Origin of the sequence: Pseudoalteromonas sp. 5Ae-yellow (assembly GCF_014077565.1) — a bacterium.
In the GTDB taxonomy this organism is placed as follows: domain Bacteria; phylum Pseudomonadota; class Gammaproteobacteria; order Enterobacterales; family Alteromonadaceae; genus Pseudoalteromonas.
This window is the reverse complement of sequence record NZ_JACGWD010000020.1, coordinates 1-17,690: the sequence shown is the minus strand read 5'-3', so window position 1 is coordinate 17,690 and position 17,690 is coordinate 1. Positions and strand designations below refer to the sequence as shown.

General features: G+C 40.1%; 19 protein-coding genes. 15 read left to right on the top strand and 4 right to left on the bottom strand.

The genetic code is table 11. The features are described 5' to 3' along the window. Positions 1 to 93 precede the first annotated feature (93 nt). The 9 genes from H4J63_RS07605 to H4J63_RS07565 all read left to right on the top strand — a co-directional run bounded on the left by H4J63_RS07605 (position 94) and on the right by H4J63_RS07565 (position 8,155). Positions 94 to 1,980 carry a transglycosylase SLT domain-containing protein gene (locus H4J63_RS07605; protein ID WP_182195779.1) on the top strand — a complete coding sequence of 629 codons (1,887 nt, stop codon included), beginning with the start codon at positions 94 to 96 and terminating at the stop codon, positions 1,978 to 1,980. Between the two features lie 310 nt (positions 1,981 to 2,290). After that, on the top strand, positions 2,291 to 3,613 hold the full coding sequence (gene pepQ / locus H4J63_RS07600) for a Xaa-Pro dipeptidase (RefSeq protein WP_182195776.1): 1,323 nt from the start codon (positions 2,291 to 2,293) through the stop codon (positions 3,611 to 3,613). A gap of 88 nt (positions 3,614 to 3,701) precedes the next feature. Continuing rightward, positions 3,702 to 4,316, top strand: a complete 615-nt coding sequence (locus tag H4J63_RS07595) for a YigZ family protein (RefSeq protein WP_101216558.1) — start codon at positions 3,702 to 3,704, stop codon at positions 4,314 to 4,316. A gap of 96 nt (positions 4,317 to 4,412) precedes the next feature. After that, positions 4,413 to 5,864, top strand: a complete 1,452-nt coding sequence (locus H4J63_RS07590) for a TrkH family potassium uptake protein (RefSeq protein ID WP_004335179.1) — start codon at positions 4,413 to 4,415, stop codon at positions 5,862 to 5,864. A gap of 44 nt (positions 5,865 to 5,908) precedes the next feature. Continuing rightward, entirely contained in the window at positions 5,909 to 6,571 is a 663-nt protein-coding gene (locus tag H4J63_RS07585; RefSeq protein ID WP_024604774.1) for a flagellar brake protein, read from the top strand. A 450-nt stretch (positions 6,572 to 7,021) separates the two neighbouring features. Further along, positions 7,022 to 7,234, top strand: coding sequence for an EF-hand domain-containing protein (locus H4J63_RS07580; RefSeq protein ID WP_182195774.1), 213 nt, complete (start codon positions 7,022 to 7,024; stop codon positions 7,232 to 7,234). 63 nt (positions 7,235 to 7,297) lie between these two features. Beyond that, positions 7,298 to 7,510 carry an EF-hand domain-containing protein gene (locus H4J63_RS07575; protein ID WP_024604776.1) on the top strand — a complete coding sequence of 71 codons (213 nt, stop codon included), beginning with the start codon at positions 7,298 to 7,300 and terminating at the stop codon, positions 7,508 to 7,510. A 139-nt stretch (positions 7,511 to 7,649) separates the two neighbouring features. Next, the gene (locus tag H4J63_RS07570) at positions 7,650 to 7,862 is read left to right on the top strand and encodes a calmodulin (protein ID WP_024604777.1); all 213 of its coding nucleotides are present in this window, start codon (positions 7,650 to 7,652) and stop codon (positions 7,860 to 7,862) included. A 77-nt stretch (positions 7,863 to 7,939) separates the two neighbouring features. Then, the gene (locus tag H4J63_RS07565; RefSeq protein ID WP_024597191.1) at positions 7,940 to 8,155 is read left to right on the top strand and encodes an EF-hand domain-containing protein; all 216 of its coding nucleotides are present in this window, start codon (positions 7,940 to 7,942) and stop codon (positions 8,153 to 8,155) included. Between the two features lie 81 nt (positions 8,156 to 8,236). On the opposite strand, the gene trkA is transcribed toward H4J63_RS07565, so the two are convergent. The 4 genes from trkA to def all read right to left on the bottom strand — a co-directional run bounded on the left by trkA (position 8,237) and on the right by def (position 12,469). After that, positions 8,237 to 9,613, bottom strand: coding sequence for a Trk system potassium transporter TrkA (gene trkA / locus H4J63_RS07560; protein ID WP_154904167.1), 1,377 nt, complete (start codon positions 9,611 to 9,613; stop codon positions 8,237 to 8,239). 86 nt (positions 9,614 to 9,699) lie between these two features. Then, positions 9,700 to 10,995 carry a 16S rRNA (cytosine(967)-C(5))-methyltransferase RsmB gene (gene rsmB, locus H4J63_RS07555; protein WP_004335167.1) on the bottom strand — a complete coding sequence of 432 codons (1,296 nt, stop codon included), beginning with the start codon at positions 10,993 to 10,995 and terminating at the stop codon, positions 9,700 to 9,702. Continuing rightward, a complete protein-coding gene (gene fmt, locus H4J63_RS07550) occupies positions 10,988 to 11,941 on the bottom strand; it encodes a methionyl-tRNA formyltransferase (protein WP_182195771.1) in 954 nt (317 codons plus the stop codon). Before fmt ends, rsmB begins: the two co-directional genes overlap by 8 nt. 21 nt (positions 11,942 to 11,962) lie before the next feature. Further along, positions 11,963 to 12,469, bottom strand: a complete 507-nt coding sequence (def, locus tag H4J63_RS07545) for a peptide deformylase (RefSeq protein WP_004335162.1) — start codon at positions 12,467 to 12,469, stop codon at positions 11,963 to 11,965. Positions 12,470 to 12,587: 118 nt separating this feature from the next. On the opposite strand from def, the gene H4J63_RS07540 reads away from it, so the two are divergent. From H4J63_RS07540 to hemF, 6 genes are all read left to right on the top strand, one after another. After that, positions 12,588 to 13,706: a LysM peptidoglycan-binding domain-containing protein gene (locus H4J63_RS07540; protein ID WP_138489867.1), complete on the top strand. Its 1,119-nt coding sequence runs from the start codon at positions 12,588 to 12,590 to the stop codon at positions 13,704 to 13,706. 31 nt (positions 13,707 to 13,737) lie between these two features. Further along, the gene (dprA, locus tag H4J63_RS07535) at positions 13,738 to 14,829 is read left to right on the top strand and encodes a DNA-processing protein DprA (RefSeq protein ID WP_182195768.1); all 1,092 of its coding nucleotides are present in this window, start codon (positions 13,738 to 13,740) and stop codon (positions 14,827 to 14,829) included. Position 14,830: 1 nt separating this feature from the next. Beyond that, a complete protein-coding gene (locus H4J63_RS07530; RefSeq protein WP_039486485.1) occupies positions 14,831 to 15,304 on the top strand; it encodes a DUF494 family protein in 474 nt (157 codons plus the stop codon). A 114-nt stretch (positions 15,305 to 15,418) separates the two neighbouring features. Next, the gene (locus tag H4J63_RS07525) at positions 15,419 to 15,994 is read left to right on the top strand and encodes a type I DNA topoisomerase (protein ID WP_004335155.1); all 576 of its coding nucleotides are present in this window, start codon (positions 15,419 to 15,421) and stop codon (positions 15,992 to 15,994) included. Between the two features lie 25 nt (positions 15,995 to 16,019). Beyond that, positions 16,020 to 16,583, top strand: a complete 564-nt coding sequence (locus tag H4J63_RS07520) for an L-threonylcarbamoyladenylate synthase (RefSeq protein ID WP_004335153.1) — start codon at positions 16,020 to 16,022, stop codon at positions 16,581 to 16,583. A gap of 1 nt (position 16,584) precedes the next feature. Beyond that, positions 16,585 to 17,535, top strand: coding sequence for an oxygen-dependent coproporphyrinogen oxidase (gene hemF / locus H4J63_RS07515; RefSeq protein ID WP_182195766.1), 951 nt, complete (start codon positions 16,585 to 16,587; stop codon positions 17,533 to 17,535). The last annotated feature ends 155 nt before the right edge of the window (positions 17,536 to 17,690 follow it).

Here is a 17,690-nt window from a genome sequence, read left to right as displayed (position 1 = left end):
CGGTTACAATCGACTGGTTAAAATATAGCTGGTTTGGTGCTAAGGTGGTTGAAAAGTTTTTATTCACTACTTTAATTTTTATTAAAGGACATTATGAAAAAATATTTACTAAGTGTTGCGGCAGCTGCATTCATTTTCCCTCTTCACTCTGCCGAGGCAAGTATAGATAACGATGCCTTTTTAGATGCCGAAAAAAAAGTAAGGTACGGCAGTTACCAAGACTTTAAACAAGCGGTTAGTAACCTAAATCATCCGTTAAAACCGTATGTTGAAAAAACATATTGGCAACGTCACCCGAGTATTAAGCATCAGGCAGAGATAGAAGACTATTTAAATATATACCAGCATACGCCGCTTGAGTGGCCGGTCCGTAAAGCGTGGTTAGAGTATTTAAAAGATAACAACGAAAAGGCGGCGTATATCCGCAACTATCGTGAAACGTCTAATACGGAGCTTACTTGTACTTATTTAGATTTTCAGCTTGATTTAGGTGCTCCCGAAAAGGCAATTCTAAATCAGGTGACCGACTTATGGGCTGTAGGTAAATCGCAACCTAATGGTTGTGATAGTTTATTTTCTACGTGGCGTAAAAAAGGCTACATGAAAGAAGAAACGGTTTGGAAGCGTGTAACACTTGCTGCACAAGGCGGAACGCAAAGCTTATTACCTTATTTAAAAACTTTATTACCAAGTAAGGAGCGTTACTTAGCTGACTTATATTTAAAAGTGCGAAAAGATCCAAGCGCAGCCGCTGGATTATATAGATATAAAAACAAGTCGGCTAAAGAAGGGCAAATAGCTATTTATGGTGTTAAGCGTTTGGTTTGGCGCGATAAAGAGCTAGCTTTAAAAGCATGGGAAAAGCTAGAAAAAATATTTAAGTACAGCGATGAAGAAAAAGCGGATGTGTATTACACCTTTGCATTGTCACTTGCCTCTAGCGGGCATAAACAAGCGAGCTTTTGGCTAAATAAAGTGCCAAAAGAGCGACTAGACAGCAAGCTTATTCAATGGCAACTGGGCAATATGCTCAAAACCCAAGATTGGGAAGGGATTGCTGCATTTTTTACAGGTAAAGAAAATTTAAGTCTTGGTCAGCAATATTGGTTAGCTTATAGCTATGCACAACGTGGCGAGCAACAAAAAGCAGACGACATCTGGAAAAAAGTAGCGGCTAATCGTGATTATTACGGCTTTTTAGCCGCAGCACGTTTGGGGTTGCCCGTTGATTTAAATAATCAGCCTTTAGCAGTCGATAAGGTACTTGTAGATAAAGTGAGTAATGCACCAGGCTTTAAGCGTGCAAAAGCACTTTATGATATTGAGCGCTTTACGTCGGCGCGCCGTGAATGGAATTACTTAACGGATACCTCCAGCGATGAAGAAAAGCTGGCAGCATCACAGTTATCTACCGATTTAGGTTGGTACGACAGTACTATTTTTACTTTAGCAAAAATTAAAGCATGGGATAATGTAGAGCAACGTTTTCCGTTTGCGTTTCAAGATGTTTTTGAGCGCTACAGTAAACGTAGCAAGATAGATGTTGCTTGGAGTATTGCTATTGCAAGGCGCGAAAGCTCTTTTGCGCCAGATGCACGCTCGCATGCTAATGCGCGTGGTTTAATGCAGTTATTACCTAGTACTGCTGAGTATGTAAATAAAGGCAGTGTGACAAGTAGTCGTTTATATCAACCTAAAACAAATATTAGGTTGGGTACGAGTTACTTACAATACTTAAAAAAGAAAAACCATGGCAATGAAGTGCTGGCTACGGCTTCTTATAATGCGGGTTATCACCGTATAAAGCGTTGGTTACCTGATGACGCTATTCCGGCTGAGTTATGGGTAGAGCTTATTCCGTATCGCGAAACCCGCAATTACGTAAAAAATGTATTTGCGTACAGGCAGGTTTACCATACAAGAATGGGCCGAGAAGGTAATGTATTAGCGCCGCTACTCGAAATGAAAATGGGCGGTTGAATATATGATACCAATCGACCAATAACTTAACACGATAGGTATAGGTATTAATAAGGGGGATGTTTACATGTTAAATATCCCCCTTTTTTGAGCGCTTAGGGTAATACCAATTTTATTAAAAACATGATCATTCTAGCGTATTAAATAACTCAATAACTGCGTTAAAAATTATTTATATAGAACAACTATGTATCATAATTTTAGCCTTGTTATTAAGCTATTCTCTTATCGCTATAATAGATCATTAATTTAATGCAATTGGTATAAGTGATAGACTCATAGCAAGTTAAATTTAACAGATGGATTAACAATGGATAAATTAGCCGTTTTATACGCCGAACATATTGCAACACTGCAACAGCGTACTCGTACAATTTGTAATAGCGAAGGGTTAGAAGGATTAGTAATTCATTCAGGCCAAGCTAAGCGCCAGTTTTTAGATGATATGTATTATCCATTTAAAGTTAATCCACAGTTTAAAGCGTGGTTACCGGTTATTGACAATCCTCATTGCTGGATTGTGGTAAATGGTAACGACAAGCCAAAACTCATATTTTATCGCCCAGTAGATTTTTGGCATAAAGTGCCAGACGAGCCTCGTGATTTTTGGGCCGAGTACTTTGATATAGAGCTACTACTTCAGCCTGATCAAGTAGAAAAGCTATTACCATACGACAAAGCTAAATACGCTTACATGGGTGAATACATTGAAGTAGCGCAAGCTCTTGGTTTTAGTATTATGAACCCTGAGCCTGTACTTAACTATTTTCATTACCACCGCGCTTATAAAACGCAGTACGAACTTGAATGTTTACGCAACGCTAACCGCATTGCAGTAGATGGGCATAAAGCTGCACGCGATACATTCTTTAATGGTGGTAGCGAGTTTGATATTCAGCAAGCGTACTTAATGGCGACACGTCAAAGCGAAAATGAAATGCCGTACGGCAACATTGTTGCGCTTAACGAAAACTGCGCTATTTTGCACTACACGCACTTTGATCCAAAAGTGCCACACACCCACAACTCATTTTTAATTGATGCCGGTGCAAACTTTAATGGTTACGCTGCTGATATTACTCGTACGTATGATTTTAAAAAGCAGGGTGAGTTTGCTGAGCTTGTACAAGCGATGACAGTTCAACAAATCGAGTTAGGTAAAGGTTTAAAGCCGGGTATGCTTTATGGTGATTTACACGTTGAATGCCATAACCGTATCGCACAAATACTCAGTGACTTTAAAGTTGTTAACCTACCCGCGGAGGAAATTGTTGAGCGTAAAATTACATCTACTTTCTTCCCGCATGGACTAGGACATCACCTAGGTTTACAAGTGCATGATATGGGCGGTTTTATGAGTGACGAAAAGGGCACACATCAACCATCGCCTGAAGGGCATCCGTTCTTGCGTTGTACTCGCCTGATCGAAAAAAACCAAGTGTTTACTATTGAGCCTGGTTTATACTTTATTGATTCACTGCTTGGTGATTTAGCGCAAACCGATAATAAGCAATTTATTAATTGGGAAAAGGTTGAGTCATTTAAACCATTTGGCGGTATTCGTATTGAAGATAACATTATTGTTCACGAAGATAGCTTAGAGAATATGACACGAGATTTAGCGCTCGATTAATTCTAGTTAACACTAATTAGTTTATACACGTTAAAATACGTACATTATTTAAAGGGGCCTTTTGGCCCCCTTTTTACAAGTTTAAAATATGCCTGAATATAAATATCCCGCTGCTGACGTTTTTCATCAAGAAGAAATTAAAAAAAGTACGTTTATAGTTCACATTGCACATACCCCCGATTTAAATTCAGCTAAAGCATTTATTAAAAGCATTGAAGAAAAGTATAGCGATGCGCGTCATAACTGCTGGGCACATGTGGCAGGCAACCCCGGTGGCAGCCATGTTTATGGTTTTTCGGACGATGGTGAACCAAATGGCACTGCAGGAAAGCCTATGTTAAATGTGCTGGTGGGTTCAGGCCTTGGCGAAATCACAGCTGTTGTTACACGTTACTTTGGCGGAATAAAATTAGGCACGGGCGGATTAGTACGTGCTTATGGTGGCTCATTAAATAATGCATTAGTAAAATTGCAAACGGTACTTAAAGTTCCCAGTGTTGAAATTACTGGGAGTAGTGAGTACAGCATGCAAGGCGCGATTGAGCAGTTATTAAAAACAAAGTATCAAGTGCTTAATATTGATAAGCAATTTACTGCTAATATTGAATGGGTGATTACAATAGATAGCCGCGAAGCTCAGCAAGCAATCAAAGATATTTTTGATTTAAGTCACGGCGCAGTTGAGTTAACTATTAAAGAGTAATAACCTACACAAATTGCATGTAATGCATACTGACCCGATTTAATTTGGTTGATACTACTCAGCCTGAATTTACTAATAATAAAAGCGACAAGCTAAATGCAATTTCGTACCATCATAAAAATTCTTGGCCAACTTGTTGCGCTGTTTAGTATTACCATGGTGCCTCCGGCACTGGTGTCTTTAATATACAAAGACGGTGGTGGTGTTCCCTTTGTTTTAGCATTTATTTTTAGTGTTGTTATTGGCATGATGGCTTATTACCCAAACCGCCATGAAAACGGTGATTTAAAAGCACGTGAAGGCTTTTTAATTGTTGTTTTGTTTTGGCTGGTACTTGGGGCGTTTGCGTCCTTGCCGCTTATCTTTTTACAAGAACCTAATTTATCGCTCGCCGATGCGGTATTTGAAGCATTTTCTGGCTTAACAACCACCGGCGCTACAGTACTTACCGGTATTGAGTATTTACCCAAGTCGGTATTGTTTTATCGCCAGCAACTCCAGTGGTTTGGCGGTATGGGTATAATCGTACTCGCTGTTGCTATACTCCCAATGCTAGGTGTTGGTGGTATGCAGTTGTACCGCGCTGAAATACCTGGGCCTGTAAAAGATTCTAAAATGACCCCGCGAATTGCCGATACTGCAAAGCACCTTTGGTATATTTATGTGTCGTTGACTATTACTTGTATGCTGGCTTATTGGGCTGCAGGGATGGAGTGGTTTGATGCGATATGTCATGCATTCTCAACGGTGGCGATAGGTGGTTTTTCTACTTACGACGCCTCCATGGGTCACTTTGACAGCCCTGTAATTAACTTTATTTGTGTGTTCTTTTTAATTATTGCCGCTGTTAACTTCTCCCTGCATTACGCCGCAGTGGCCAGTCGTAATATACAAGTTTATATCAGAGACCCAGAGTTTAAGGTGTTTTTGTGTATTCAATTAGCCCTGGTGGTTATTTGTTTTACTGTACTTTCCTCTAACGAAATATTTGCTAATGGCGATGAAACCCTCGATCAGGCGTTATTTCAAGCTGTTTCAATGAGTACAACAGCAGGCTTTGCTACGGATAACTTTTCAACATGGCCATTGTTTTTACCTATTTTACTTATATTTTCGAGCTTTATTGGTGGCTGTGCAGGCTCTACCGGTGGTGGCATGAAAGTAGTGCGCGTGTTCTTACTTTATTTACAGGGTGTGCGTGAGCTCAATCGTTTAGTGCATCCTCGTGCTATATATTCAATCAAGCTGGGTCGTAAGGCGTTGCCAGATAAAGTAGTAGAAGCTGTGTGGGGTTTTTTCTCTGCTTATGCGCTGGTATTTATTATTATTATGTTAGCGCTTATGGGCACGGGTATGGATAACATAACTGCGTTCTCAGCCACTGCTGCTTGTTTAAATAACTTAGGCCCAGGTTTAGGAGATGTAGCATCGCATTATGGTGCTATAACCGATGGGGCTAAATGGTTACTGACCATTGCAATGGTGTTTGGTCGCCTAGAAATATTTACCTTATTAGTGCTATTTACGCCTACATTTTGGCGTGGTTAAACGAGTCGTTTAAATTTTAATATACAAGTTAGTGGGAAAGGGATATGCCAACTTCAAATCTAGACAAATTACATCAACTAACTACAAGTGGTTTGGTCGATTTAGAAATATTAACCCCAACCGACAGTAAACGTGTAAAAACCGAGTTTGTTGGTTTGCTTGAAAATAAATTTATTATTTTAAATTACCCAAACTCTAGACGTTTACCTGCTAGTAGTGACTATTTACGTGATGGTGTAATGGTTGTTGTTAGAGCATTAATTGAAGGTAGTGGTGGGCAAGTTATAGCGTTTCGCCAACAAATAATGTCGGTTGCGTCTCACCCTGCTAAGCTTATATTTATTAACTATCCTAAGCAGGTGCAGTTATTTGCACTGCGCTCGCAAACGCGTATACCTACCTTATTACCTGCAAAGCTAAAGCTAAGTGACGACAGAATACTTGAAGGCCTCATTAAAGACATTTCGCTAACAGGAGTAATGTTTGATATTAGAGGTGATCAGCAAGATGAAAATATTAAAGATATGCAATGCACAGTAATACTCAATAGCAGCGATAAAAGTTTTGAAGGCGAAATTTGCAGTGCTAAGGAACATGTCGCAGGCGTGCGTTGTGGAATTAAGCTACTAGCAAGCGAGGATGAAATGAAAACCTTTATGAAAGAGCATTTTATAGACCCATCTGCGCTTGAGCCCACCGTTGAATAAATCGTTTTTCGCTTATTTGCAACAAAATGGCGTTTTACGTGAGTATTTATAAAGTATTTTTTGTTTTTATATAATTAAATATATTATTTAAATAAAACAGTGCATTACGTATTATTTTTTGTGTTATTAAATCTACCTCGTTAAAATTTATCTGAATTATTCTATAAATCCCCTTCTTTAATTTCCATACATTTAAAAATGTATCTTTTTATCTAAACATAACTATATGTTTTTAATAGTTTTAATGTATCCACTCTGAAGTGCGTTGCTAAAAGGCAACAGTAATTACTTTAAAAATCCCTTCTTTTTATGAGTTTTACATTTAACTATCTGAAATTTAATAGCTTTTAAATGTTGGCATCTAATTTGTTATACCCTAGGTGTACTGAACGAAATCGTGATTCAAAGTGAAATACTTAATCGCACACATAAATTTGAAGGATACATATTATGAAAAGCATTAATAAAACTTTAGCACTTATCGCTATTGCATCTTCTTCAGCCGCTTTTGCTGCAACAGACTTTGACACACTTGATGTGGATGGCAGTGGCACAATTAGCCAAGCAGAAGCATCAGTAGACTCAAAATTAATGAGCATGTTCTCTGAACTTGATACAGACCAAGACGGCGAACTATCTAAAGAAGAGTTTTCACAAGTATAAGCTTAAAACTCTGGGGCGCTACTAAGAGCCCCACATTACTCAAAAAATTGAAGGATACACGTTATGAAAACATTAAATAAAGCATTAGCACTTGTGGCACTAGCATCTTCTTCAGCCGCGTTTGCAGCAACAGATTTCGATACATTAGATGTGGATGGCAGTGGCACAATTAGCCAAGCAGAAGCATCAGTAGATGCAAAGCTAATGAGTATGTTCTCAGAACTTGATACTGACCAAAATGGTGAGTTATCAAAAGAAGAATTTTCAGAAGCTTAATTTAAAGTATTTATCCTGAGTTGCCAAAGACAACCTAAGTAGGCAAGGGAGCTTACGAAAGAGGATAACAAGGAAGTGAAAAATTACGTTTTAAGTTAAACGAAGCAATTTTTTTGATAGAACATTGAAGGATTAAGTTATGAAAAATTTAAATAAAGCATTAGCACTTATAGCACTAGCGTCTTCTTCTGCTGCATTTGCAGCATCAGGTTTTGACAGCCTTGATATTGATGGTAGCGGCACAATTAGCCCAAGTGAAGCGGCAGTTGATACAGATTTAATGGCCGAGTTTATTGAGCTAGATACCGACGGTAGCGGCGAGCTTTCTAAAGAAGAGTTTGCTAATTACTAATTAACCTATTTAGGTTAAACATTTTTCACAGTCAGGGATCTTTGAAAAGGACTTCCCATATTACTAGGAATATTATTATGAAAACATTCAATACAACACTTGCAGTTATCGTTTTAGCATCTTCATCAGCAGCATATGCAGCAGTGGACTTTGCCTCTTTTGATGCAGATGGCGACGGTGCGATTACAATGGAAGAAGCAAAGGTTAACCCTCAGCTTGTAAAGATTTTTGATGATTTAGATACTGATGGAAATGGTGAAATCTCTAAAGAAGAATTTTCAAAGGTACAGTAATCAATATTCGAAGATACTCCACTAAAGCCGCCTTAGTCAGCGGCTTTTTTGTATTTTAAATTAACTAGTTAGCGTAACTAGTTAAAGGAATATAGCACTTACTTGGAATAGCTTTTCTACAACGGTAATGTGTTTCTTGTCGATTAGAAACATAATGACATGATCGCCCGACATAATAATTGTATCATCGTGGGCTATCAGTACATCGTCGTTACGTACTATTGCGCCAATAGTAGTACCAGCAGGGAGTTTAATGTCGGCAATAGCACGACCAACAACTTTAGATGTGCTTTCATCACCATGAGCAACCGCTTCAATTGCTTCTGCTGCACCTTTGCGTAATGAGTACACATTAACAATATCACCACGGCGTACATGAGTAAGCAATGCCGATATAGTGGCTTGCTGCGGCGATATGGCAATATCTATTTCGCCGCCTTGTACCAAATCAACGTAAGCACCACGCTGGATAAGCACCATGGTTTTTTGTGCGCCCATACGTTTTGCAAGCATGGCTGACATAATGTTTGCTTCATCGTCGTTGGTTACGGCAATAAACACATCTACTTGTTCAATATGCTCTTCTGAGAGCAGTTCTTGATCAGATGCGTCACCACAAAAAACGACCGTGTTATCGAGCATTTCTGAGAGTTGCTCAGCACGTTCTTTACTGCGTTCAATTAGTTTAACGGTGTGGTTTTTTTCAAGTGAGCGGGCAAGGCCTGCCCCAATGTTACCGCCACCAGCTATCATAATTTTTTTGTACGAACGCTCAAGTTTTTGTAGCTCGTTCATTACTGCGCGTATATGTTTTGTAGCGGCAATAAAGAATACTTCGTCATCGGCTTCAATAACGGTGGTACCCAATGGTTTTATTGCTTTACCTTGACGATAAATAGCGGCAACACGGGTTTCTACATTAGGAATATGTTCTTTAAGTGCAGATAACGCATAACCTACAAGTAAACCGCCATAGTAAGCTTTTACGGCTACTAACGAGAGCATGCCATCAGCAAACTGCAATACTTGCAGAGCACCAGGGTAGTCAATTAAACGGCGAATATACTTAGTGACCAGTGCTTCGGGAGCAATGTAATGATCGATTGGTAAATCATCGTTTTGAAAAAGTTTTTCGCGGTATTTTAAGTATTGCTCTGAGCGAATACGAGCAATTTTAGTAGGCGTTTTAAAAATACTGTATGCCACTTGGCATGCAACCATGTTCACTTCATCTGAACTGGTTACCGCTATAATCATATCGGCATCTTCAGCACCTGCGCGGCGTAATACATCAGGATGCGCGCTGTGGCCCATAACCCCTTGTAAGTCGTACTTATCTTGAAGTTCACGTAATCGGTTACCGTCTATATCAACAACGGTAATTTCGTTTTGTTCGCCAACTAAGTTTTCAGCAAGCGTAGCACCAACTTGCCCGGCACCGAGTATAATTATTTTCATTATTTACCCGTGGTATTGATCATAATTTAATTAAAAAAATAGCCATTTAATGTTTCATAAATGGCTAACTATTTAGTGTACGGCTATTAGGCTTTTTTAACTAGCTTAGCGTAATAAAATCCATCACTTTCACCGGGCAGTAACTGCAAACCTGGCGTTGTTACGGTATCGTTTTCGTGTAGAGGTATATGTTCTACATCATCGTTATTAGCTAAAAACTTAGCAACTTGCTGTTGGTTTTCTTGTGGAAGAACCGAACACGTAGCATATACCAATGTGCCACCTGGTTTTAACAGTGGCCAAATGCTATCAAGAATATCGCTTTGTAACTTGGCTAAGTCTTCGATATCTGATGCGCGACGTAACCATTTTATGTCAGGGTGACGGCGAATTACGCCAGTGGCCGAACAAGGCACATCAAGTAAAATACGATCAAATAATTTTTCATCCCACCAGGTATGTGGTTGCGATGCATCGCCACATTGTAGGTCTGCACCTAAGCCAATACGAGTTAAGTTTTGCTTAACACGTTCAAGGCGAGTTGAGTCGCTATCTAGTGCAAGTACATCAGCATCAGCAAGCTCTAAAATATGACATGTTTTACCGCCAGGGGCTGCGCAGGCATCCAAAATATAGTCGTCTGCTTTAGGTTCTAAAAAGCGAGCTGCAAGTTGTGCGGCAGCATCTTGTACTGAACATGCACCTGTATCAAACTCAGGTAACGAAAATACATCACGTGGTTTGGCAAGCTTAATCCCATCAATAAAATCAGGGTTTAAGGTGTGTTCAATATCGTTAGCGCTAAGCATGTCGCTGTATTCTTGCGTGCTAAATTGGGCTTGATTGACACGAAGCCACATTGGCGCTTGTTGCTGGTTTTCTTCAAGTAGTGCTTCCCAGCTATCTGGGTAGGCTGTTTGCACCTGTTTAATAAACCAATTTGGATGGTTGTATAAACATACCGGAATAAGCTTCGCTTTTTCTTCAAGCTCAGCTTGTTGACGCTGAAAGCTACGTAAAATGGCGTTTATCAGCCCTTTTAATCCTAAAGCGCGTAGTTGAGCCAGTGCGTTAACCGTTTCTGAAATGGCAGCATGAGGTGGTACGCGCATATGCTGCAGTTGATAAATACCTACGTATAATAAAAACTGAAATATTCTACGTTTACCTTTTAATGGCTGCTCTACTAAGTGTTGGCAGTAATTTTCAAGGCTCGGTAAGTAGCGTAAAACGCCATAACAAATTTGCTGTAGCAACGCTTTATCTTTAGGCGGCAAGCCTTGGCTTGCAAATGGAAGTTCTTGATTAAGCGATGCGCCTTTATCAACTACGTTATATAAAGTTTCAGCGGCAAGCGCTCGTACGTTTGGAACATTACTCATTGTTTTCGCCTAATATTGTGCCAGGAGTAACCCAGTCACTACGACCATTTAAAAAGTCGTTAATTGCCATTGGTTTTTTACCTTGCGGCTGTAATTGCGTAATACATAAAGCGTGTTCGCCACACGCCACTACTACGCCATTTTTGTCGCTTGATAAAATTTGCCCAGGATCACCTGATTGCAGCACAACCTGCGCTTGATGAATCTTTACTGTTTGCCCACCCATTTGGGTAAAGCACATTGGCCACGGGTTAAAAGAGCGAATGTTTCGCTCGATTTGAAGCGCACTCATGGACCAGTCGATATCAGCTTCTTCTTTAGAAAGCTTTTTAGCGTAGTTAGCAAGTTCATCGTTTTGAGGTTCAGGGGTGATCTCACCATTAGCTAATTTATTAATGGTTTCAATTAACGCATCTGGACCTAGCTCAGCAAGCTTTGTATATAAGCTTGCGCTAGTTTCTGTTGTGCTAATAGGGCAGCGGCTTATATGTAGCATATCGCCGGTATCTAGCCCTTCATCCATTTGCATTATTGTTACGCCGGTTTGTTCATCACCTGCCCAAATTGCGCGTTGAATAGGTGCAGCACCGCGCCAGCGCGGTAATATAGAGCCATGCACATTTAAACAACCTAAACGTGGCGCTTCTAAAATAGCTTTAGGTAAAATTAAGCCATATGCTACAACAATCATAATGTCGGCATTTAAGCTTGTTAGCTCAGCTAGTGCTTCATCATTTTTTAATGACTGTGGCTGAAAAACCGGTAAGTTGTGCTCAAGCGCTAGCTCTTTCACTTCACTGGCTTTTAATTTTTTACCACGACCTGCAGGGCGATCTGGCTGGCTATATACACCCACTATTTTGTGTTCGCTTTGTATCAGCGCTTGTAAATGACGTGCGGCAAAGTCTGGCGTACCGGCAAATATAATGCGTAATGGTTGAGTCACTGAGTTTTCCTAAGGTGCTTATTACTGTTCTGCAAACTTGGCTTCTTTTTCAAGCTTTTTACGAATACGTTGGCGCTTTAATGGAGATAAGTAATCAATGAATAGCTTACCTTGAAGGTGATCTAGTTCATGTTGAATACAAATAGCCAATAATTCATCTGCATCTAGTACAAATTCTTCACCGTTTTCGTTAAGTGCTGCGACTGTTACTGTTTCTGCGCGATCTACTTTTGCATACGAGTTAGGTACTGATAAACAGCCTTCTTCGCTAACGGTAGAGCCGTCTTTTTTAATGATTTGTGGATTAATTAATACCAGTGGCTCATTGCGCTCTTCTGATACATCAATAACAACGATTCGTTGATGAATATCTACTTGCGTGGCCGCAAGACCAATGCCATTTTCATCGTACATTGTCTCTAGCATGTCTTTTACAATTTGGCGTACTGTGTCGTCAACTTGTACAACATCTTTTGCTACAGTACGTAAACGTTCATCTGGAAATCTTAAAACTTCTAACCTAGCCATAGTTACCTTTTTCACTTGTGCTTAATTTAGGGTATTGTATGCTCTTATTTTAGCCATTCGCGTTCACCTTTAACAGGTTTTGGGCAATAATAATGAAAAAACAATACAAGGAAGCTCGATGAAATCTCCACTACTTGCAATCATGCTTACGTTAAGCGCTGCGTTTCCCGCAGTTGCTGATGTACTTAAAATAAAAAAAGACGCACCAAAACAGTATGTTGTAAAAAAAGGCGATACACTTTGGGATATTTCTGGCATCTATTTAGATGAGCCTTGGCTATGGCCTGAACTTTGGCAAATGAATCCACAAATTGACAACCCACACCTAATTTACCCCGGTGATGCATTAGCGTTGATATACGATGCAGATGGAAACCCACGTTTAGTGATAAATAAAGGATATAGAAAGCTATCTCCTCAGGGTCGTATTACGCCAAAAGGGCGTGATGCTATTACTACTTTGCCGCTTGAAATGATCAAACCTTATATCAGTTACGAGCAAGCAATGAACAGTGACGATATTAAAGGCAAACCTTATATTTTAGGTGCAAACGAAAATACTAAAACACAAACGCTAGGCCATATTTTATATGTTAAAGGCGACTTACAAGTACATAAAGCATATGCTATTTACCATAAAGGTGACCCCTACACTGATTTAACCGGTGAAGTGTTAGCAACGCGTGCATCTTACGTGGGTATAGCACGTGCTTTTAGGGCGGGCGATGAGAAAAATGGCGTGCCTTCGTCATTACGCGTTGAGTCTGTTAAACGAGAAATTCAGCAAGGTGATTTTTTAATGCCGGCAATGGAAGGCCAAATGCTTCCTGCGTACTTTGATATACACCGTCCTTTAGAACCTGTAACAGGTAATATTATTGCTTCACCACGCGAAGTTAGAGAATTCAGCACAATGGATGTTGTGGTGCTAAACTTAGGAAGTGAACAAAATATAGAAGCGGGTCATGTATTAGATCTAGAGCGTCAATCACCAACGGTTATTGATGGTCCTCGTGGCCCTCGTTATCCAGAAGATTCTAGTAAATATGAGAAGCTTTTATCTGATGTGAGCCAATTATTTGGTGATGAGTCTGACGAACAAAACACAACGTGGACCATGCCTAAAGAAAAAGTTGGTGAGCTAATTGTCTTTAAAGTGTATGACAAAGTAAGTTATGCATTAATAACTAAAAACCAGCACCCAATTCGCATTGGAGATATTGCAGTTATTCATTAAGAAGTAGCGAGTCGGTGCTCTAGGAGAGAGCATGGATCAGTCATCTGGCAAGCTAGCCCACTGGCTTGCCTTTTATATGTGTAAAGGGTTGGGTATAAAAACCCTTTTAGCACTATCTACAAACTATTCCCTTGGGTCGTTATTCGACTTATCCCATGACAAGCTTTTACAGCTTGGGTTAACCGCTAATCAAGCGAGTAATTTACTCAACACTAATTGGCAACAAGTCAGTCATTATGAGCAATTAATAGCGCTGAACAACATTACTGTTGTCTGTATTTTTGATGCGCTTTACCCAGAAGATCTCCGGCAGATTGCCAGTGCGCCTTTATTACTCTTTTGCAGGGGAGATGTCTCGTTATTATCAACTCCACAGATTGCAATTGTTGGCAGCCGTAATGCTACACCTACCGGGCTTGAAATAGCCTCAGAATTTGCATACGAGTTAACTTTGGCGGGTATTACAGTTACTTCAGGCATGGCGCGGGGAATAGATGGTGCAGCACACAAAGGTTCTCTTGCTGGTACAGGTAAAACCATAGCTGTGCTTGGTACTGGGGTTGATATTTACTACCCCAAACGCCATAAACTATTAACAGACCAAGTTTTAGAAAACGGCCTGCTGGTGAGTGAGTTTTTACCAGGCACAGCTGCTCATGCGCACAACTTTCCGCGCCGTAATCGTATTATTTCTGGGTTATCGTTAGGGGTGCTTATTGTTGAGGCTGAAATTAAAAGTGGTTCGTTAATTACAGTACGCTATGCGCTTGAACAAAATAAAGAGGTATTTGCAGTACCGGGTTCTATTAAAAACCCGTTAGCGCAGGCAAGTCACTTTTTAATAAAGCAAGGTGCTAAGCTGGTAGAAAACGTGGCTGACATTCTTGATGAGGTGAGTTTTACTTACGGCAATAATGTATGTAATAAAGAGCAGCCGATTCAAGCCAATTCTCAATGTGAGGTTTTAAATAGTATTGGCTTTGAAGTAACCAGTGTAGATGACATTGTGCGTCGTGCGCAGTGGCCAATAGATAAAGTACTCAGTAGGTTGCTCGATTTAGAATTAGACGATCAGATTGAGCGAGTGTTAGATGGTTACATCAAGTTAAGCGCAGGAAGGTAATATGTTTGATATTCTTTTGTATCTTTTTGAAAATTACATTCATAGCGAAGCGGATATATTTGCAGAGCAAAATGAGTTAACCGATGAGCTACTGCGTGCGGGCTTTAATAAGCCTGAGATATTTAAAGCTCTTGATTGGTTAGAGCAACTAGCCGATTTACAACACAGCGATGAGTCTCCTTATCTTATTGCTAACCCTAAAGATGCTGTGCGTATATTTACCGATAGTGAATGCCAAAGGCTCAGTACTGAGTGTCGTGGTTTTTTAATGTTTATTGAGCAAATAGGCGTAATTAACAATGTAACTCGTGAGATGGTAATGGACTGTTTAGCCTCACTAGATAAACCAACCATAAGCCTAGAAGATTTAAAATGGATTGTACTTATGATTTTGTTTAATGTTCCTGGCTCCGAAGAGGCGTATGAGCAAATGGAAGATTTGATTTTTGATGAACCCAGCGAACTTCTTCATTAGAGATAATTATCTTAATTGTACTCAAATTACTTAAACGGATAAGCACGGCATTGCTTGTATCTTTAAGTGGTTTGGGTATATTAGGCGAAAATTCACCAACCTATTAGGATCACCATGAGTAAAATCGACCATTCGCTTTTCTCGGCGAACAAGCACGCCCTCGAAAAAGAATACGAGATATGCCCACAGTGTGGTTCAGAGTTAGTGATCCGCAATAGTAAATCAGGCCCTTTTTTAGGATGCGCAAGTTATCCTAAATGCGACTTTATTAGGCCGTTGGCACATCACGATAGTAACGAAATAAAAATATTAGAAGATTCAGCATGCCCTGAGTGTAGCAAACCGCTGGTGGTTAAAAATGGCCGCTATGGTATGTTTATTGGGTGTACGGGTTATCCAGAGTGTCATTACATTGCTAACGAAAATGAAGAAAAGCAAAGCGAAGATACTTTGCCTAGTTGCCCTAAATGCAAAAAAGGTCATTTAGTCGCGCGCAGTAATAAGTTTGGTAAAGTATTTTATTCTTGTGATTGTTATCCAAGCTGTAAATACACGCTTAATAATAAACCGGTTGAACATCCGTGTCCTGAATGTGACTGGCCTATCGTCATAGAAAGAAATATGGCAAACGGCATATTATTGCAATGCCCACAAAAAAGCTGCATGCATAAGCTCACCCCAACTGAATAACGTTTAATTATATCTGGAGACTACTTTGTCAGACCTTTCAAATACGCCCACTGCAATAACATGCTTAACGCAAGGCGAAGTTATTTTATACCCAACAGAAGCTGTATATGGTTTAGGTTGTGATCCAGATAATCAACAAGCCGTTGAAGCACTATTAGCTATTAAGCAGCGCCCGGTTGAAAAAGGGCTTATTTTAATCGCTGATAACTACGGACAATTATTAAAATACGTAGATGATGCAAAAATACCAATGGATAAACGCGCTGATATTTTTTCGAGTTGGCCTGCTGCAATTACATGGGTGATGCCTGCATCTAAAAATACGCCTAAATGGCTCACAGGGCAGTTTGATACCATTGCAGTAAGAGTAACAAACCATCCAACAGTAAAGCGTTTATGCCAAGAGTTTGGTAAGCCATTAGTATCAACCAGTGCAAACTTAACCGGCCAAGAAACGGTAATTAGTATTGAGCAAGCCAAAGCGCAATTTGCAGAACAAGTTGGCTTTTACGTTGACGAGCCGTTAGGTGGTAATACTCAACCAAGCACAATAAAAGACGCCATGACTGGCAAAATATTTAGAGGTTAATATGCAAAGCGAATTATTAGATCAAGTAAAAGCCTACTTTATGGCTTTGCAAGACACTATTTGCCAAGGTTTGGAGGCTGCAGATGGCAGTGCTAAATTTATAGAAGATAACTGGCAGCGAGCAGAAGGTGGTGGTGGTCGTACACGTGTAACCACAAATGGCACTGTAATAGAGCAAGGCGGAGTTAATTACTCACACGTATTTGGCGCTTCAATGCCAGGCTCTGCAACAGCACATAGACCAGAGCTTGCAGGACGCAGCTTTCATGCATGTGGTGTGTCGTTAGTTATTCATCCAAAAAACCCTCATGTACCAACAAGTCATGCCAATGTGCGCTTTTTTATTGCTGAAAAAGAGGGCGAAGAGCCAATATGGTGGTTTGGTGGCGGGTTTGACTTAACTCCTTTTTATCCAGTATTAGAAGACGTACAGCATTGGCATCAAGTTGCCCATGATATTTGTGCACCATTTGGTAGTGAAGTTTATCCAAAATACAAAACATGGTGCGACGAGTATTTTTATTTAAAGCACAGAGACGAGACGCGCGGAGTCGGCGGTTTATTTTTTGACGACTTAAACGAACTTGGTTTTGAAAAGAGCTTTGCGTTTATGCAATCGGTTGGTAATGGCTTTTTAGATGCCTATTTACCTATTATTGAACGCCGTAAAAATGATGAATACACAGAGCAACAACGTGATTTTCAGCTTTATCGTCGCGGACGCTACGTTGAGTTTAATCTAGTGTGGGATAGAGGTACGTTGTTTGGGCTACAAAGTGGCGGGCGCACTGAGTCTATATTAATGTCTATGCCACCACTTGCACGCTGGGAATATAATTATAAACCAGAACCAAGTAGCCCAGAAGCTAACCTATATCAGTATTACTTACGCCCGCAAGAGTGGTTAACGAATCAAGCAAGTGAGTTGATAGCCAGAGAATGGCAATTATAACAATTGCACAGTAATCAAAAAGGCGCTAATCAGCTGTCTCTTGATCACAAGTCTGACTCAAGAGATTTTGCTAAATCGTAGCCTTCCAGGATGGCTTGTAACTTAAGCCATCCTTGCCATAACACTTTCACAGATGCACGCCCTGTGCGCTTGGT

Bases quoted from the DNA above. Each gene is read 5' to 3' on its own strand.
- H4J63_RS07605 (WP_182195779.1), top strand. From the start codon at position 94: ATGAAAAAATATTTACTAAGTGTTGCGGCAGCTGCATTCATTTTCCCT.
- pepQ (WP_182195776.1), top strand. From the start codon at position 2,291: ATGGATAAATTAGCCGTTTTATACGCCGAACATATTGCAACACTGCAA.
- H4J63_RS07595 (WP_101216558.1), top strand. From the start codon at position 3,702: ATGCCTGAATATAAATATCCCGCTGCTGACGTTTTTCATCAAGAAGAA.
- H4J63_RS07590 (WP_004335179.1), top strand. From the start codon at position 4,413: ATGCAATTTCGTACCATCATAAAAATTCTTGGCCAACTTGTTGCGCTG.
- H4J63_RS07585 (WP_024604774.1), top strand. From the start codon at position 5,909: ATGCCAACTTCAAATCTAGACAAATTACATCAACTAACTACAAGTGGT.
- H4J63_RS07580 (WP_182195774.1), top strand. From the start codon at position 7,022: ATGAAAAGCATTAATAAAACTTTAGCACTTATCGCTATTGCATCTTCT.
- H4J63_RS07575 (WP_024604776.1), top strand. From the start codon at position 7,298: ATGAAAACATTAAATAAAGCATTAGCACTTGTGGCACTAGCATCTTCT.
- H4J63_RS07570 (WP_024604777.1), top strand. From the start codon at position 7,650: ATGAAAAATTTAAATAAAGCATTAGCACTTATAGCACTAGCGTCTTCT.
- H4J63_RS07565 (WP_024597191.1), top strand. From the start codon at position 7,940: ATGAAAACATTCAATACAACACTTGCAGTTATCGTTTTAGCATCTTCA.
- trkA (WP_154904167.1), bottom strand. From the start codon at position 9,613: ATGAAAATAATTATACTCGGTGCCGGGCAAGTTGGTGCTACGCTTGCT.
- rsmB (WP_004335167.1), bottom strand. From the start codon at position 10,995: ATGAGTAATGTTCCAAACGTACGAGCGCTTGCCGCTGAAACTTTATAT.
- def (WP_004335162.1), bottom strand. From the start codon at position 12,469: ATGGCTAGGTTAGAAGTTTTAAGATTTCCAGATGAACGTTTACGTACT.
- H4J63_RS07540 (WP_138489867.1), top strand. From the start codon at position 12,588: ATGAAATCTCCACTACTTGCAATCATGCTTACGTTAAGCGCTGCGTTT.
- dprA (WP_182195768.1), top strand. From the start codon at position 13,738: ATGGATCAGTCATCTGGCAAGCTAGCCCACTGGCTTGCCTTTTATATG.
- H4J63_RS07530 (WP_039486485.1), top strand. From the start codon at position 14,831: ATGTTTGATATTCTTTTGTATCTTTTTGAAAATTACATTCATAGCGAA.
- H4J63_RS07525 (WP_004335155.1), top strand. From the start codon at position 15,419: ATGAGTAAAATCGACCATTCGCTTTTCTCGGCGAACAAGCACGCCCTC.
- hemF (WP_182195766.1), top strand. From the start codon at position 16,585: ATGCAAAGCGAATTATTAGATCAAGTAAAAGCCTACTTTATGGCTTTG.